The organism is Pantoea sp. RIT413, assembly GCF_003057675.2.
GTDB classification, from domain to species: domain Bacteria; phylum Pseudomonadota; class Gammaproteobacteria; order Enterobacterales; family Enterobacteriaceae; genus Pantoea; species Pantoea eucrina.
In genome coordinates this window covers 135,678-149,907 of sequence record NZ_QBJB02000004.1, presented here as the reverse complement: position 1 = coordinate 149,907, position 14,230 = coordinate 135,678, and the positions used below count along the sequence as shown (strand labels likewise).

At 56.7% G+C, this 14,230-nt stretch carries 15 protein-coding genes and 1 tRNA gene; 8 read left to right on the top strand and 8 right to left on the bottom strand.

Translation table 11 applies throughout. The annotated features are described in order from the left end of the window. The first annotated feature begins 168 nt into the window (after positions 1–168). Positions 169–1,272, top strand: coding sequence for a porin OmpC (gene ompC, locus DBY66_RS07900; protein ID WP_039385507.1), 1,104 nt, complete (start codon positions 169–171; stop codon positions 1,270–1,272). A gap of 91 nt (positions 1,273–1,363) precedes the next feature. Here ompC and DBY66_RS17930 read toward each other — a convergent pair whose 3' ends face one another. After that, positions 1,364–1,525 carry a hypothetical protein gene (locus DBY66_RS17930; RefSeq protein ID WP_166714014.1) on the bottom strand — a complete coding sequence of 54 codons (162 nt, stop codon included), beginning with the start codon at positions 1,523–1,525 and terminating at the stop codon, positions 1,364–1,366. Between the two features lie 145 nt (positions 1,526–1,670). Beyond that, a complete protein-coding gene (locus DBY66_RS17925) occupies positions 1,671–1,787 on the bottom strand; it encodes a response regulator (RefSeq protein WP_190289134.1) in 117 nt (38 codons plus the stop codon). Positions 1,788–1,924: 137 nt separating this feature from the next. Between DBY66_RS17925 and apbE the strand changes: the two genes are divergently transcribed. From apbE to DBY66_RS07885, 3 genes are all read left to right on the top strand, one after another. Beyond that, positions 1,925–2,956, top strand: a complete 1,032-nt coding sequence (apbE, locus tag DBY66_RS07895) for an FAD:protein FMN transferase ApbE (protein ID WP_104085362.1) — start codon at positions 1,925–1,927, stop codon at positions 2,954–2,956. Between the two features lie 12 nt (positions 2,957–2,968). Beyond that, positions 2,969–3,610, top strand: coding sequence for a DNA oxidative demethylase AlkB (gene alkB / locus DBY66_RS07890; RefSeq protein WP_039385509.1), 642 nt, complete (start codon positions 2,969–2,971; stop codon positions 3,608–3,610). 86 nt (positions 3,611–3,696) lie between these two features. Then, complete coding sequence (locus tag DBY66_RS07885; RefSeq protein ID WP_108569515.1) at positions 3,697–5,349, top strand: multidrug ABC transporter permease/ATP-binding protein; 1,653 nt, start codon at positions 3,697–3,699, stop codon at positions 5,347–5,349. A gap of 70 nt (positions 5,350–5,419) precedes the next feature. Here DBY66_RS07885 and DBY66_RS07880 read toward each other — a convergent pair whose 3' ends face one another. From DBY66_RS07880 to DBY66_RS07865, 4 genes are all read right to left on the bottom strand, one after another. Continuing rightward, positions 5,420–5,623: a hypothetical protein gene (locus tag DBY66_RS07880; RefSeq protein ID WP_039385513.1), complete on the bottom strand. Its 204-nt coding sequence runs from the start codon at positions 5,621–5,623 to the stop codon at positions 5,420–5,422. Between the two features lie 248 nt (positions 5,624–5,871). Continuing rightward, positions 5,872–5,948 (bottom strand) — tRNA-Pro (locus DBY66_RS07875). Positions 5,949–6,020: 72 nt separating this feature from the next. Then, positions 6,021–7,772, bottom strand: a complete 1,752-nt coding sequence (yejM, locus tag DBY66_RS07870; RefSeq protein WP_071668047.1) for an LPS biosynthesis-modulating metalloenzyme YejM — start codon at positions 7,770–7,772, stop codon at positions 6,021–6,023. A gap of 22 nt (positions 7,773–7,794) precedes the next feature. Continuing rightward, the gene (locus DBY66_RS07865) at positions 7,795–8,022 is read right to left on the bottom strand and encodes a YejL family protein (protein WP_039385503.1); all 228 of its coding nucleotides are present in this window, start codon (positions 8,020–8,022) and stop codon (positions 7,795–7,797) included. Between the two features lie 158 nt (positions 8,023–8,180). Here DBY66_RS07865 and yejK point away from each other — a divergent pair, with 158 nt between their 5' ends. Further along, entirely contained in the window at positions 8,181–9,185 is a 1,005-nt protein-coding gene (gene yejK / locus DBY66_RS07860; RefSeq protein ID WP_108569516.1) for a nucleoid-associated protein YejK, read from the top strand. Between the two features lie 56 nt (positions 9,186–9,241). On the opposite strand, the gene rplY is transcribed toward yejK, so the two are convergent. Both rplY and DBY66_RS07850 read right to left on the bottom strand, forming a co-directional pair. Then, on the bottom strand, positions 9,242–9,526 hold the full coding sequence (gene rplY / locus DBY66_RS07855; RefSeq protein ID WP_039386023.1) for a 50S ribosomal protein L25: 285 nt from the start codon (positions 9,524–9,526) through the stop codon (positions 9,242–9,244). Positions 9,527–9,656: 130 nt separating this feature from the next. Further along, on the bottom strand, positions 9,657–11,411 hold the full coding sequence (locus tag DBY66_RS07850; RefSeq protein WP_108569606.1) for a DEAD/DEAH box helicase: 1,755 nt from the start codon (positions 11,409–11,411) through the stop codon (positions 9,657–9,659). A gap of 192 nt (positions 11,412–11,603) precedes the next feature. On the opposite strand from DBY66_RS07850, the gene rsuA reads away from it, so the two are divergent. From rsuA to DBY66_RS07835, 3 genes are all read left to right on the top strand, one after another. After that, positions 11,604–12,326 carry a 16S rRNA pseudouridine(516) synthase RsuA gene (gene rsuA / locus DBY66_RS07845; RefSeq protein ID WP_039385498.1) on the top strand — a complete coding sequence of 241 codons (723 nt, stop codon included), beginning with the start codon at positions 11,604–11,606 and terminating at the stop codon, positions 12,324–12,326. Between the two features lie 11 nt (positions 12,327–12,337). Further along, positions 12,338–13,531, top strand: a complete 1,194-nt coding sequence (locus DBY66_RS07840) for a Bcr/CflA family multidrug efflux MFS transporter (RefSeq protein ID WP_039385496.1) — start codon at positions 12,338–12,340, stop codon at positions 13,529–13,531. A 370-nt stretch (positions 13,532–13,901) separates the two neighbouring features. Next, a complete protein-coding gene (locus DBY66_RS07835) occupies positions 13,902–14,228 on the top strand; it encodes a hypothetical protein (protein WP_071668046.1) in 327 nt (108 codons plus the stop codon). Positions 14,229–14,230: the final 2 nt, after the last annotated feature.

Below are 14,230 nucleotides of genomic sequence, written 5' to 3'. Positions count from 1 at the left end.
TTACATCTGGCAATAAATTTGTAATCAAATGAAACACTTTCGGAAATTTAGTATCATTTTCGTGATAGATTATTGCCCGCTATAAAACAACAATGAATTGCCGGCTGAATTTTTAACATTCAGTTTGCAGTGGCATAACTATAAAGGCACATAACCGAGGGTAAATAAATGAATCGTCGCGTTCTCTCCCTGATGATCCCGGCGCTGCTGGTGGCGGGTTCAGCAAGCGCAGCCGAAATCTATAATAAAGATGGCAACAAACTCGACCTCTACGGCAAAGTAGATGGTCTGCACTACTTCTCTGACAACGATGGCTCAGACGGTGACCAGTCTTACCTGCGCTTTGGTTTTAAAGGTGAAACTCAGGTGACCGATCAGCTGACGGGTTACGGTCAGTGGGAATACCAGGCCGCGCTGAACACGGCTGAAAGCGAAGGCACTAAAGACAGCTATACCCGCGTCGGCTTTGCCGGTCTGCGTTTTGGTGACGCTGGCTCTTTCGATTACGGTCGCAACTACGGCATTGCGTATGATATTGGCGCATGGACTGACGTTCTGCCGGAGTTTGGTGGCGATACCTATGGCGCGGACAACTTTATGTTCCAGCGCGGTAACGGTATGGCAACCTACCGCAATAATAATTTCTTTGGTCTGGTGGATGGCTGGAACGTGGCCGTTCAGTACCAGGGCAAAAATGATAACCCGACTGAATCCACCTCTGGCCGTGATGTGCTGGGCGAAAACGGCGACGGCTGGGGTCTGAGCACCACTTATGATCTGGGTAATGGTCTGGCACTGGGCGGTGCTATGTTCCAGTCCGATCGCACCAATAACCAGAATGCCGCAGGCGTACTGGGCCAGGGCGATAAAGCGGAAGCCTATACCGGCGGCCTGAAATATGACGCAAACAATATCTATCTGGCTGCGATGTATACCCGCTCTTACAACGCGACGCGTTTTGGCTCAGTTGATTCTGACGCTTTCGGTTATGCGAACAAAGCGGACAACTGGGAAGTGGTTGCGCAGTATCAGTTTGACTTCGGTCTGCGTCCGTCGCTGGCTTACGTCAATTCACGCGGTAAAGATATTGAAGGTTATGGCAGCCAGAACCTGAAAAAATATATCGACGTGGGCGCGACCTATTACTTCAATAAAAACATGTCGACCTATGTGGATTACCAGATCAATCTGCTGGATGACAACAACTTTACCAACAATGCCGGTATCAACACCGATGACATTGTGGCGCTGGGCCTGGTTTACCAGTTCTGAGCCTCTGGCGCGCGGCCCGGCGGGCTGCGCGCCACCTTTCCTGCCCGCTTCTTATCTGCAGCACCCGCCTCAGGCAGGCACAGCATCTGAACTACTGCACACTGCGCCAGCGCCGGGCTTTTGCCGCCGGACGCGGTTCAGCCTGCACTGCCGCAGCCGGCTGGCTGCCCTCCAGCGCAATACCTGCCAGGGTGAAAGCAGAAAAGCTCAGCCACCGCTGCCACTTTTCACTCTGCGTTTTTGACATCGCCATGCTGCACCTCGCTGAGAATAAACCTGCTCTCAACAATGCAGCATTTATGCCATGCTGCCGCTCTCAGCGTCACACGCTTCGGGCGGGGTTTGTTACACTGCGTCAGCCCTGAAGCAGTGCAGAGTGGGTAATAATGGTGCAGTACTTAACGTCGACGTGCGCTATAGCTCTCCAGTGAACGCTGACGCGCGTGCTGCCAGCTGCGATAACTGCCGTACAGGAACAGCGCGGCGGAGAGGGCGGCGATTAATACATACATCATCTGTGCTCCTTAAAGGTGGTATGCCTGGTGGTAAAGCCTGCAGCATGACCGGCGTTAATTCAATGAGATTTAGCGTAAATTACCCGCAGTTTATGCTTTGTAATACGCTGTATTTCCGTGTAACAGATGAGGAACCGATGCATTTCCGGAATATTTTGTTGACTGCTCTGATCGTGACCGGGCTGACGGCCTGCGACCGCGCACCGCAACGTGAACCCCTGGTCCTGCAGGGAAAAACCATGGGCACCGTATGGCGGGTTACGCTCGCCGGCGTTGATCCGCAGCGTAAAGAGGCGCTGCAGCAGGCGATTCAGCAGCAGCTCGATCGCGACGACGGTGAAATCTCTACCTGGAAAACCACCTCAGTGCTGTCGCGCTTCAACCAGTATCAGGGGACAGAGCCGCAGCCCGTTAGCGCGGATATGGCGGATATTGTGACTCTCTCACTGCGCATTGGTGCCAAAACCGCAGGTGCCATGGATATCACGGCAGGCAGACTGGTGAACTTATGGGGGTTCGGACCCGTCGGGCAGCCGGCGCATCAGCCTGATGTGGCAGCGATCGCGGCGGCCAGAGCTGAAACCGGCCTCTCGCATCTGCGGGTGATCCAGAGCGTAAGCGGGCAGTGGCTGCAGAAAGATCTGCCGGGGCTGTATGTGGATCTCTCAACCGTGGGCGAGGGCTACGCCACCGATCATCTGGCGCGGCTGATGGAGCAGCAGGGAATAACCAACTATCTGGTGTCGGTCGGCGGAGCCGTGCTCAGCCGCGGTCGTAATGCCAGCCAGCAGCCGTGGCGGGTGGCGGTTCAGAAACCCACCGATCGAGAAAACGCGGTCGAGGCGCGCGTTGACCTGCAGGGGCACGGCATCAGCACCTCCGGCAGCTATCGCAACTATTATGAACTGGACGGGAAACGCATTTCACACGTCATCGATCCCGCAACCGGACGGCCCGTTCAGCATAAACTGGTTTCTGCCACGGTGATCGCCACTACGGCGCTGGAAGCGGATGGCTGGGATACCGGCCTGATGGTGCTGGGCACCGCGCGCGCAAAAGCGCTGGCGCTGAAAGAGCATCTGGCCGTTTATCTAATCACCAAAGAGGGCGACGGCTTCAGCCACTGGATGTCGCCCGGCTTTAAAACATTTCTTATCGATAAATCGTAACCGGAGGCCGTGATGCTGGATCTGTTTAGCGATGAAGCGCCGTGGCAGGAGCCACTGGCAGAAGGCGCGGTCATTCTGCGCCGCCGCGCCCGCGATGATGCACCTGCGCTGCTGGCAGCGATTGAAACCGTTGCGGCGCAGCATCCTTTTACGCACCGCATCACGCCGGGAGGCTATCGTATGTCCGTGGCGATGACCAACTGCGGCGATGTTGGCTGGTTCAGCGACGCGCGCGGCTATCGCTACAGCGAACAGGATGTCAGCAATGGCCAGCGCTGGCCCGCAATGCCGCCGCTGTTTCGTCAGCTGGCGCAGCAGTGCGCGCAGGAAGCGGGGTTTAGTCACTTTACGCCAGACGCCTGCCTGATCAACCGCTATACGCCCGGGGCAAAAATGTCGCTGCATCAGGACAAAGATGAGCGCGATCTGCGTCAGCCGATCGTCTCCGTCTCGCTGGGGCTGCCGGCGATATTTCAGTTTGGCGGTTTTGCGCGCGGCGACGCCACCCGGCGCGTGCTGCTGGAGCATGGTGATATCGTGGTGTGGGGCGGGCCGTCGCGGCTGCGCTATCACGGTATTCTGCCGCTTAAACCAGGCGTGCATCCCGCGGCGGGGGCCGTCCGCTATAATCTCACTTTCCGCCGGGCAAACTAACGTAACAGGGAATGAGAATTATTCTTGCTATCATCTGACGGGCCATTAAACTGCAGGCAGCATTTTTTGACCTTTGGAACAGATTGATGGCATTGCTTCAGGTGGTTTTTCGTCAGTATTGCTGGCCGTTTACCGGCGTTCTTTTTCTTACCCTGCTGAGTGCCGCACTCGGTATCGGCCTGATCGCTTATATCAATAATGAGCTGATTGTGGCGATCAATAGCGACGCAACGGTGCTGCCGGCATTTCTCGGTCAGCTGTTTCTGCTGATGGCGGTCACGCTCGCTTCGCAGCTGGCGCTGACGCAGCTGGGGCACCATTTTGTCTGGCGGCTGCGGGGCGAGTTCATCAAGCGTATCCTCGATACTAACGTTGAGCGCATCGAACAGCTGGGCAGCGCTCAGCTGCTGGCCGGACTGACCAGCGACGTGCGGGCCATTACCATCGCTTTTGTCCGGCTGCCGGAGCTGATTCAGGGCATTATCATCACGCTGGGATCGGCGATTTACCTTGCCTGGCTCTCGCCGGAAATGCTGCTGGTCACTATGCTGTGGCTGGTGATCACGCTGGTGGGCGGCTGGCTGCTGGTTTCGCGCGTCTACCAGCATATGGCAAAGCTGCGCGATATCGAAGATGATCTCTATCGCGATTTCCAGACCATTATTGAGGGGCGCAAAGAGCTGCAGCTTAACCGCGATCGGGCGCGTCTGATCTACGATACGGTTTATCAGACGAATGCGGGTCGCTATCGCCATCATATTGTGCGCGCCGACACCTTCCATCTCAGCGCCGTTAACTGGTCTAACATCATGATGCTGGGCGGCATCGGTATCGTGTTCTTTATGGCAAACGGTCTCGGCTGGGCCAACACGGCCGTAGCGGCCACCTATTCGCTGACGCTGCTGTTCCTGCGCACGCCGCTGATCTCAGCCGTCGGCGCGCTGCCCACGCTGCTCAGCGCGCAGGTCGCGTTTCGCAAACTCAACCGCTTCGATCTGGCGCCTTATGAGCCTGCCTTCAGCGCCCCGGCACCGGCCAGCGCATGGCAGACGCTGGAGCTGCGCGACGTCAGCTTTCACTATGGCGAACAGGGCTTTGCGGTGGGGCCGATCAATCTGACGCTGCGACGCGGCGAACTGCTGTTCCTTATTGGCGGCAACGGCAGCGGGAAATCCACGCTGGCGATGCTGCTGACCGGCCTCTATCAGCCGCACGCCGGCAGCCTGCTGCTGGATGGTAAAGAGATAAGCAGTCAGCAATCCGATCTGTGGCGGCAGCACTTTTCAGCGGTATTTACCGACGTGCACCTGTTTGACCGCCTGATTGGCCGCGGCGGCGAACCGGCCGATCCGGCACTGGTTCAGCGCTGGCTGGAGCGGCTGAAAATGAGCGAGAAACTGCAGCTGGATGGCAACCGGGTGCTGAATCTGCAGCTGTCGAAAGGGCAGAGCAAGCGCCTGGCGCTGCTGCTGGCGGCCGCGGAAGAGCGGGATATTTTGCTGCTGGATGAATGGGCCGCCGACCAGGACCCTCATTTCCGCCGGATTTTCTACCGCGAGCTGCTGCCCTGGCTGCAGGCGTCAGGCAAAACGGTGTTTGCTATCAGCCATGACGATCACTACTTTACCCATGCCGACAGGCTGCTGGAGATGCGCAACGGACAGCTGGTGGAACTCAGCGGCCGCGAGCGCGATCTGGCCACGCTCGATGCGGTGGAGCGAACGGATACCGGTCGTTAACGTCAGCGGGTAACACTCATCAAAACCGGCCATCAGGCCGGTCATGGCACACAGGCGGCATGCGGCAGCGTCAGTGATTGGGCGGGATGGCAAAGCTTTTCAGCTGAACAACAAAGTGCTGATGGCCGCGGGTGATGCGGGCGCCACGATCGCACCAGTGAGTCGCCAGACGAAAGAAGTCGTCGCTGCCGATATCATAGGCCAGCTCTACTTTGCTGATGCCTGAATGCAGAAGCTCCTCTGCATCCTGCAGGCTTTTTGCTTTGATGACCATAATCGATTTCCCATCAAATAAATGAGAGCATCAGAGTAGGGGATCTTCATGACACTTTTGTTGCGCTTTGATGAAAGCCTGTTCCGGAAGAGGCAAAGTGTGATCGCGATCGGGTGCAGCAGCAACGCGCTGAAAGCCTGAGAATTTCCGGAATAACGGTATCGGCCGGTACTGCGCGATAAACAGGCATGCCAGCCCTGACAGGCATAAAAAAAGCAGCCATAAAGGCTGCTTTTTTCGGGATAATTTGGTCGGCACGAGAGGATTTGAACCTCCGACCCCTGACACCCCATGACAGTGCGCTACCAGGCTGCGCTACGTGCCGAACGTGGAAAACCATACTACTGATTCCCCAGCCGATTGCAAGATGCGTCAGCGTTAACTGCCTCATATTTAATCAGTTTGCCGTGAAGCGCTTCTCTTCCGTCAGCACCTGCAGCAGCAGCGCCAGCTGCGGCTTATGATCCTTCAGCTCACGACCGCTGGCGTCCCACGCGGTATAACTGCCGCTGTTATTCAGCACCAGCGTCACCGATGGCGTGGTGATCACCAGTTTGCCATCTTCACTGCTGGCTACCCAGTTATGGCTGCGCTGGGCGGCGAACAGATCTTCACCCTGCGAATAGCTGACCGGGCTGGTGCGCACGTGCAGCAGACGCTGCATGAGCGTTGTCATCACATCCTGTTGATCGGTCAGGCGATCGATAGTCTGCGCTGGCGTATTAGGCCAGTGCACCACCAGCGGGATCTGCAGCATCGCGCGGTTGCCCGGGTTATCGCTGTTATTAAAGGTCACCGCACGCTGAGCAGTGATCACCACCACCGTATTTTTCAGCAGGTCGCGCTGCTGCAGCGTGGTCAGTACCGCAGCGATCTGCTCATCCACGCTGCCCGCCTGGCGCAGATAGCTGCGCTGACGCGCCTTCGTGCTGTCGCCGCTGGCGCTTATCCCGTTCAGCGCGACCCAGGAGAACCACGGAGAGCGGCTGTTTTTCTGACCATTGAGCCAGTTCTGCCACTGCGTGACGGTCTGGCTGTTAGGCTGCGAGGTCGCTTCCGGCAGCGTATAGTCCGCCAGCAGCGCCTGCCGGTAGAGCGGCTGATTAAACCCATCAGAGGAGAACAGGCCAAACTGGTAGCCCTGCGCGTTCAGCGCGTTCAGCAGCGCCGACGGCGTGCGCGATGCCAGCACGCCATCCATATAGCTGGAAGAGATGCCGTAAAACAGGCCAAACACCCCTTTTTCAGGCTGCACCCCGGCGCTGTAGTGCCGGGTAAAGCGCACGTTCTCAGCGGCAAACTGCTTCAGCGACGGCAGTGCGCTGTCGAGCGTGGCGTTATTTACGCCATCGACCGTCAGCACCAGCAGGTTATGACCTGTTCCGCCGTCACGGAAGGTGATATCGCTTAACGGATACTGGACCGACAGCGCTTCAGGATCGCCCTGCTGCACCAGACGGCGCTGATACTCCTGCGCATCCAGCAGCCCGTGACGCTCCAGGAAGCGGCGCGCGGTCATCGGATAGGAGAGCGGCAGATTGGCGCGCTGCATGGTGACAGGACGATAGAAATTGGCATCGGCCCAGATATAGAGCAGATGACTGGCAAAAAAGGCGCTGATAAACAGCGCGGCGAGCGGCTTGCCAAATGAGCGTCGGTTAAGACTGCGCAGCTTCTGCCAGCTCCAGGTGGCAAACAGCATCTCCACCAGAAAAATGCCCGGCACGCTGATAAACATCAGCTGCCAGTCACGCGCCATCTCGCTTTGATCGGGGTTAACCACCAGCTCCCAGACCACCGGATTAAGGTGCAGGTGGAAGCGGTTAAACACGGCGCCATCCACCATAATGAGCGTCAGCCCGGCGGTGGCAACAATCGCGGAGAGTACCCGCAGCAGACGCTGCGACATCACCACAAAGGTAAGCGGGAAAATAATCAGCAGATAGGCGGCAAAAACGATAAAGCTGAAATGGCCAATCCAGCTGGTAAAGGCGTAAATCCGGCCCGCCAGTGAGGAGGGCCAGTCAGCGACCAACAGGTAGCGGCTGCCGAGAGCCAGCGCAAACAGAATATTAAACAGCGCGAACCAGTGCCCCCAGCTAATCATCTGGGAGACTTTTTCACGGTAGCGCTGCCGGTTGGTTACCATATATAGGAGTCAGATCTGCAAATTAATGAGCGTTATCATCGCGCACGGAAGACTGCAACGCTTCCGCGAATGACCGGGCCAGGCTACGGCGCTGGGCTGGTGCGATGTCTGTGTTAATCAAATTGGTGACCATGTTTCCCAGAACCATCAGGGAAAGATCGAGAGGCGCTTTATCTTTTTCAAGAATCTGCGCCAGCTGTGCGAGAAGCTGCTCAACGCGCTCGTCGCTATAACGGGATGATTGTGGCATATCGTCGACTAATCAAGTGTGAAAAGGCGGTATAGTACCGTAACTATGCGATTTTTTCCGCACTTTTATCGCAAGCAAAGCGATCGGTTTGCGTACGCAGTTGAAAGCGACGGCGGGCAGTGATTGAATACGCGCCTGAGTTTAAAGGAGAGTCTATCATGAGTCTGGATATTGACCAGATTGCCCTGCATCAGTTAATCAAACGCGACGAGAATCAGCTGGAGCTGGTACTGCGGGATACGCTGCTGCCGGTAACGCAGGCGGTAAGCAGTATGGCCGAAGAGCTGCATCGCGTGTACAGCGCCAAAAGCAAAGCCTATGGCCTGTTCAATGAAGATAGCGAGCTGGCCGACGCGCTGCGCAACTGTCGTCGCGGGCAGGATGACTTCCTGGCGTTCAGCCGGGCTGCCACCGGACGCCTGCGCGATGAGCTGAGCAAATATCCGTTTGCTGACGGTGGCGTGGTGCTGTTTATGCACTACCGCTATCTGGCGGTAGAGTATCTGCTGGTTGCGGTGCTGAACAGCCAGTCGAGCATGCGCGTTAACGAACAGCTGGATATCAGCAGTACGCACTATCTCGATATCAATCACGCTGATATCGTCGCGCGTATCGATCTGACCGAATGGGAAACCAGCCCGGAGTCAACGCGCTATCTGACTTTTCTGCGGGGTCGCGTCGGACGTAAAGTAGCTGACTTTTTCATGGATTTCCTCGGGGCCAGCGTCGGTCTCGACACCAAAGCGCAGAACCGCGGCCTGCTGCAGGCGGTCGATGATTACTGTGCTGAGTCAAATCTGGATAAGAACGAGCGGCAGAACTACCGTCAGCAGGTCTACAGCTACTGTAACGAACAGCTGCAGGCGGGAGAGGAGATTGCGCTGGACGATCTCTCACAGGAGCTGCCACCGCTGGGGGAGAAAAGCTTTCAGGCGTTTACGCAGGAGCAGGGCTATGAGCTGGAGGAGCACTTTCCGGCCGACCGCAGCACGCTGCGCCAGCTGACAAAACTCTCCGGCAGCGGTGGCGGATTAACGCTTAATTTTGACGCACTGCTGCTTGGCGAGCGTATCTTCTGGGATCCGGCAACCGATACCCTGACCATCAAAGGCACGCCGCCCAACCTGCGCGATCAGCTACAGCGCCGCACCGGCGGGAAGTAAATTACAGGCATAAAAAAACGCCGCAGAGGCGGCGTTTTTTCCGATTTCGTCTGCGATTACGCGCGAACGAAGTCGATGTGGTGCAGTTTTGGCTTGAACGGGTGACGCTGAACAGCCTGAACTTTAACTTTCGTTTCTTTACCGTCAACAACCAGCGTCAGCACATCGGTGTAGAACTCAGGCTTAACCTGCATGTTCATCACGGCGTCGTGATCCAGTTCGATAGAAACTGCAGCTTCATTTCCGCCATAGATGATAGCCGGGAACTTGTTAGCTGTGCGCAGGCGGCGGCTCGCACCCTTACCCTGCTCTTTACGTACTTCTGCGTTGATAGTGAACATCATTATTTCTCTTCAATAATTCCTGCTACAGGCGACCCAGCAACAGGACGGTTATTCAAACGCTTGTGCGGATGCAAAAGCGGGCGGGATTATAGCCGGATCGGGGCAGGGGGGCAAATGATTCTGCCATCTAGCGCAGCTCATTGGCGCGGCGGAAGCGCCCCTGGTAATCAAACACTTTCTCCCGCACCTGCCAGAACTGTCCCCGGGCACGCGCCACCACAAAGTCAGGATGCCGCAGCAGCGGCTGCAGCGCGACCACGTCGGCCGCCTGCTGCCAGCCCAGCTCTACGCCAGGCGCGCGCTGGTGCGGGCGCATAAACAGCTGCTCAAATGCTTTTCGCTGCGCGGGCGTCTGCAGCCGGAAGCGTTCGCTGACGTCGCTGCCATCTTCATCGTAATAGGTCGCTTTCAGCCATTCGCCCTTGTCATCACGGCCATGCGCCAGCGTCATGCCGCTGCAGCGCAGCACCCGCGCATCTTTCAGCTTCAGCGCCGCTTTCAGCATATCATCGGGGTCGACCAGAATTTTGTCGCACTGCTGGCAGCGCCGTGCGGCGATATCATTTTCAGCGCCGCAGTCAGGGCAGCTTTTAAAGCGAAAGCGGAAATCGCACTGCTCACGACCGCCCTCATCATCCTCCAGGATACCCTGACAGCGACGACCAAAGTGCTCAATCACATGCCCGTCTTCGGTGGCTTTTCCCCAGAAGGTATTCGCAAAGCCGCAGGCAGGGCAGAACACCTGCACCGGCTGGTTGTCACTGGCGCCTTTTGGCGCACCCACTTCCGGCGTAAAGAGATCGTGCGGATTACCGGCGTAGTCGAGGATCAGGCAATCGCGTTTATCCGGGGCCAGGCGCAGTCCGCGTCCGACTATCTGCTGATAGAGGCTGACGGATTCAGTCGGGCGCAGAATCGCGATTAAATCCACGTGCGGTGCGTCGAAGCCGGTGGTCAGTACCGCCACGTTAACCAGAAACTTCAGCTGCTGCGCTTTGAACTGCTGAATTAGCCGGTCACGCTCTTTCACCGCGGTTTCTGCCGAGACCAGCGCGCTGTTCTCCGGCAGCAGCGACAGAATTTCGCGCGCATGTTCAACCGTGGCGGCGAAGATCATTACGCCGCGCCGATCGTCGGCAAACTCAACGATCTGGCGGATAATCTGTGGCGTGACGCGCTGCTGCTGTTTCAGCTCACGGTTAAGATCCGCTTCGCTGAAGAGGCCGCTGTTCTGCGGCACCAGCCGGCTGAAGTCATACTGCACCACCGGCATATCAAGACGTTCCGGCGGCACCAGAAAACCGTGTTTGATCATGTAGCGTAGCGGCAGCTCGTAGATGCAGTCGCGAAACAGCGCTTTTTCATCGCCGCGTACCATGCCGTGATAGTGGAATTGATAGATCCAGCCTTTGCCCAGCCGGAACGGCGTGGCGGTCAGTCCCAGCAGGCGCAGCTGTGGATTATGCTGGCGCAGGTGGCTGAAGAGCTGCTGATACTGGCTCTCCTCATTGTCGCTGATGCGATGACACTCATCGACAATTACCAGTGAAAAGGCGCTGTCGAAGCGGTCAAGGTTGCGCGCCACGGACTGTACGCTGCCAAATACCACTTTGCCTTCGCTCTGCCTGCGCTGCAGCCCGGCCGCAAAAATATCCGCTTCCAGCCCGTAAGCCTGATACTTGCTGTGGTTCTGCTCGACCAGCTCTTTGACGTGTGCCAGCACCAGCACCCGGCCACGCGCCAGCCGCGCCAGTTCAGCAATGACCAGGCTCTTACCGGCACCGGTGGGCAGCACAATCATCGCCGGCGTGGTATGGCGCCGGAAGTGGGCAACGGTTGCATCAACCGCTTCCTGTTGATAGGGACGAAGTGTAAAGGCCATCAGCATAAACTTTTTTCTGGATCAGAGGCGTATTATGCCATGTAAGCGGATGAAACGCAGGATCGGCACTATTAGCAGGCAAAGCTTCAGGCTATACTGCCCGCACTTTTTTAACGGTTATCCTGGCCGACGTATTCTGCGCACAGGCACCGTTTCAGTTTTTCCCCCGCAGTAACAGGCAAAAGCGAATTCATGCGACTCGACAAATTCATATCTCAGCAACTGGAAGTTAGCCGTGCTATCGCTGGCCGCGAAATTCGCGCCAGAAAGATCACCATCAATGGCGAAATTGTGCGCGATACCGCGTACAAAGTGATGCCGGAAGATGATATTGCCTACGATGGCAACCCGCTGGTGGTACAGCAGGGGCCACGCTACTTTATGCTGAACAAGCCGCAGGGCTATGTCTGCTCCACAGACGATCCCGATCATCCCACTATCCTCTATTTTATTGAGGAGCCGTCAGCCTATAAGCTGCACGCCGCCGGCCGACTCGATATCGATACTACCGGTCTGGTGCTGCTGACGGATGATGGCCAGTGGTCGCATCGCATCACTTCACCACGTCACCATTTAGAAAAAACCTATCTGGTTGAGGTGGAAGCGCCGCTCGATCCGGCACTGGTGGAGACGTTTGCTGCCGGTATCCAGCTGCACAATGAGAAGACGCTGACCAGGCCAGCCCGGCTGGAGATCCTCGATGAAAAAGCGGCGCGACTGACAATCGGCGAAGGGCGCTATCATCAGGTTAAGCGCATGTTTGCCGCGATGGGGAACCATGTGGTTGCGCTCCATCGTGAAAGTATCGGCTCGATTGTGCTGGATGAGGCGCTGGAAGAGGGGGAATATCGCGAACTGACCCCTGAAGAGGTTGACAGCATCGGTCTGCCAGACGAACTGAAACAGCACAAATAACGGAGTACAAGGTGCGCAAGGAGAAAAACTCCCCGGCAGGATTAGTGGTGATTCTGGGATTGCTGGCGATGCTGATGCCGCTCTCCATTGATATGTATCTGCCCGCTATGCCGCAGATTGCCCGCGAATTTGCCGTCTCCGCAGGCAGCGTGCAGATGACGCTGAACCTCTACATCCTGGGCTTCGCTATCGGGCAGCTGGTGTATGGTCCGCTGGCGGACAGCTATGGCCGCAAGCCGGTCATCGTGCTGGGTACGCTGATTTTCGCCTGTGCCGCCGCCGCCTGCGCACTCTCCGGCTCTATCGATCAGCTGATCCTGATGCGCTTTTTGCACGGTCTCTCTGCCGCTGCCGCCAGCGTGGTGATCAACGCCCTGATGCGCGACAGTTATTCAAAAGAGGACTTCTCGCGCATGATGTCCTTTGTGCTACTGATCACCACAATCGCGCCGCTGGTGGCCCCGGTGCTGGGCGGCTGGCTGCTGCTTATCTGGAGCTGGCACGCTATTTTCTGGGCGCTGGCGATTGCGGCACTGATCACGACCGTGCTGGTGGTGACGCAGGTGCGTGAAACCCTGAAGCCGGAGCAGCGTCAGCGCTTTCATCTGCGTACGATGCTGGGCAATTTTGTGGCGCTGGTACGGCATAAGCGGGTGTTCGGCTATATGCTGGCCAGCGGCTTCTCGTTTGCCGGCTTATTTGCGTTTCTCAACGCTGGTCCCTTTGTTTATATCGAGGTCAACCACGTATCGCCGCAGGATTTTGGCTACTACTTCGGCCTGAATATCATCTTTCTTTTTGTGATGACGCTGATTAACAGCCGCGCGGTGCGCCGTTTTGGTCCGCTGAAGATGTTTCGCCTGGGGCTGACCATTCAGTTTGCTATGGGCATCTGGCTGCTGATTGTCAGCGCGCTGCAGCTCGGCTTTCTGCCGCTGGTGCTGGGCGTGGCGATGTTTATCGGCTGCGTTTCTATTGTCTCCTCTAACGCCATGGCAATTGTACTCGATGAGTTTCCGCACATGGCGGGGACCGCCTCGTCGCTGGCAGGCACGCTGCGCTTTGGCGTCGGTGGTCTGGTGGGCGCGCTGCTGTCGCTGGTCAGTATGAACAGCGCATGGCCAATGGTAGCAACCATCGCGCTGTGCGCCACCCTTTCTATTATCCTGTTCAGCTACGCTGCCCGCCCACGTAAAACCACCTAATCCCGCAGGGGCCGCATTCATGCGGCCCTGGCGTATTCATGCGCGCCCGGCATATTTCTCCTCTCAGGCAAAAAAAGAGAACCATGCTCGCTAAACGCCAGCTATTCGTTATGCTTAATGTTTCCGTGATGTGAAAATTTTTAGACAAAAAAGTAACGCTAATGCGTATAAACTGGTTGTCTGCATCTGGCGATCGCGGTACACATAAGCTTAACTGCGAGAATGCTCGCAAATAATGTATTTTTTCTATGATTTTGTATTTAAAACGAGAAGGTCATCACTGACATCCGTTTTTTGATTTGAGGTGGGATTTCCGGCTGCGGGCACAGGGTTCAGGCCGGAAACAGGATTAACATCTTTGGGGAACACCATGCTGCAGCTCTCTGTTGTGCATCGTCTGCCACAGCTTTATCGCTGGTCTGCAGATCAGTTAGGCGAAATTGAACTTCTGGAAACCACCAGCGGCATTAACGATGAAGATCTGGTTGCGTTGAGATTACTGAGCCATGAAGGCACGCTGGCGCTGGATATTCTGCAGCAGCTGCGCGAAACGCTGGCGCAGATTCAGGTGGAGTGCAAAATTGCCCGTTGTGAAGGGCACCCCTGCCTGTTGATCCAGCGAATTAACGAAAGTGCTGCAAGCTGCTGCCTGAAAAATCAGGGCGTGGCCATTGCAGAAGATTTTAACGGACGCTGATC

Bases quoted from the DNA above. Each gene is read 5' to 3' on its own strand.
- ompC (WP_039385507.1), top strand. From the start codon at position 169: ATGAATCGTCGCGTTCTCTCCCTGATGATCCCGGCGCTGCTGGTGGCG.
- DBY66_RS17930 (WP_166714014.1), bottom strand. From the start codon at position 1,525: ATGGCGATGTCAAAAACGCAGAGTGAAAAGTGGCAGCGGTGGCTGAGC.
- DBY66_RS17925 (WP_190289134.1), bottom strand. From the start codon at position 1,787: ATGATGTATGTATTAATCGCCGCCCTCTCCGCCGCGCTGTTCCTGTAC.
- apbE (WP_104085362.1), top strand. From the start codon at position 1,925: ATGCATTTCCGGAATATTTTGTTGACTGCTCTGATCGTGACCGGGCTG.
- alkB (WP_039385509.1), top strand. From the start codon at position 2,969: ATGCTGGATCTGTTTAGCGATGAAGCGCCGTGGCAGGAGCCACTGGCA.
- DBY66_RS07885 (WP_108569515.1), top strand. From the start codon at position 3,697: ATGGCATTGCTTCAGGTGGTTTTTCGTCAGTATTGCTGGCCGTTTACC.
- DBY66_RS07880 (WP_039385513.1), bottom strand. From the start codon at position 5,623: ATGGTCATCAAAGCAAAAAGCCTGCAGGATGCAGAGGAGCTTCTGCAT.
- yejM (WP_071668047.1), bottom strand. From the start codon at position 7,772: ATGGTAACCAACCGGCAGCGCTACCGTGAAAAAGTCTCCCAGATGATT.
- DBY66_RS07865 (WP_039385503.1), bottom strand. From the start codon at position 8,022: ATGCCACAATCATCCCGTTATAGCGACGAGCGCGTTGAGCAGCTTCTC.
- yejK (WP_108569516.1), top strand. From the start codon at position 8,181: ATGAGTCTGGATATTGACCAGATTGCCCTGCATCAGTTAATCAAACGC.
- rplY (WP_039386023.1), bottom strand. From the start codon at position 9,526: ATGTTCACTATCAACGCAGAAGTACGTAAAGAGCAGGGTAAGGGTGCG.
- DBY66_RS07850 (WP_108569606.1), bottom strand. From the start codon at position 11,411: ATGGCCTTTACACTTCGTCCCTATCAACAGGAAGCGGTTGATGCAACC.
- rsuA (WP_039385498.1), top strand. From the start codon at position 11,604: ATGCGACTCGACAAATTCATATCTCAGCAACTGGAAGTTAGCCGTGCT.
- DBY66_RS07835 (WP_071668046.1), top strand. From the start codon at position 13,902: ATGCTGCAGCTCTCTGTTGTGCATCGTCTGCCACAGCTTTATCGCTGG.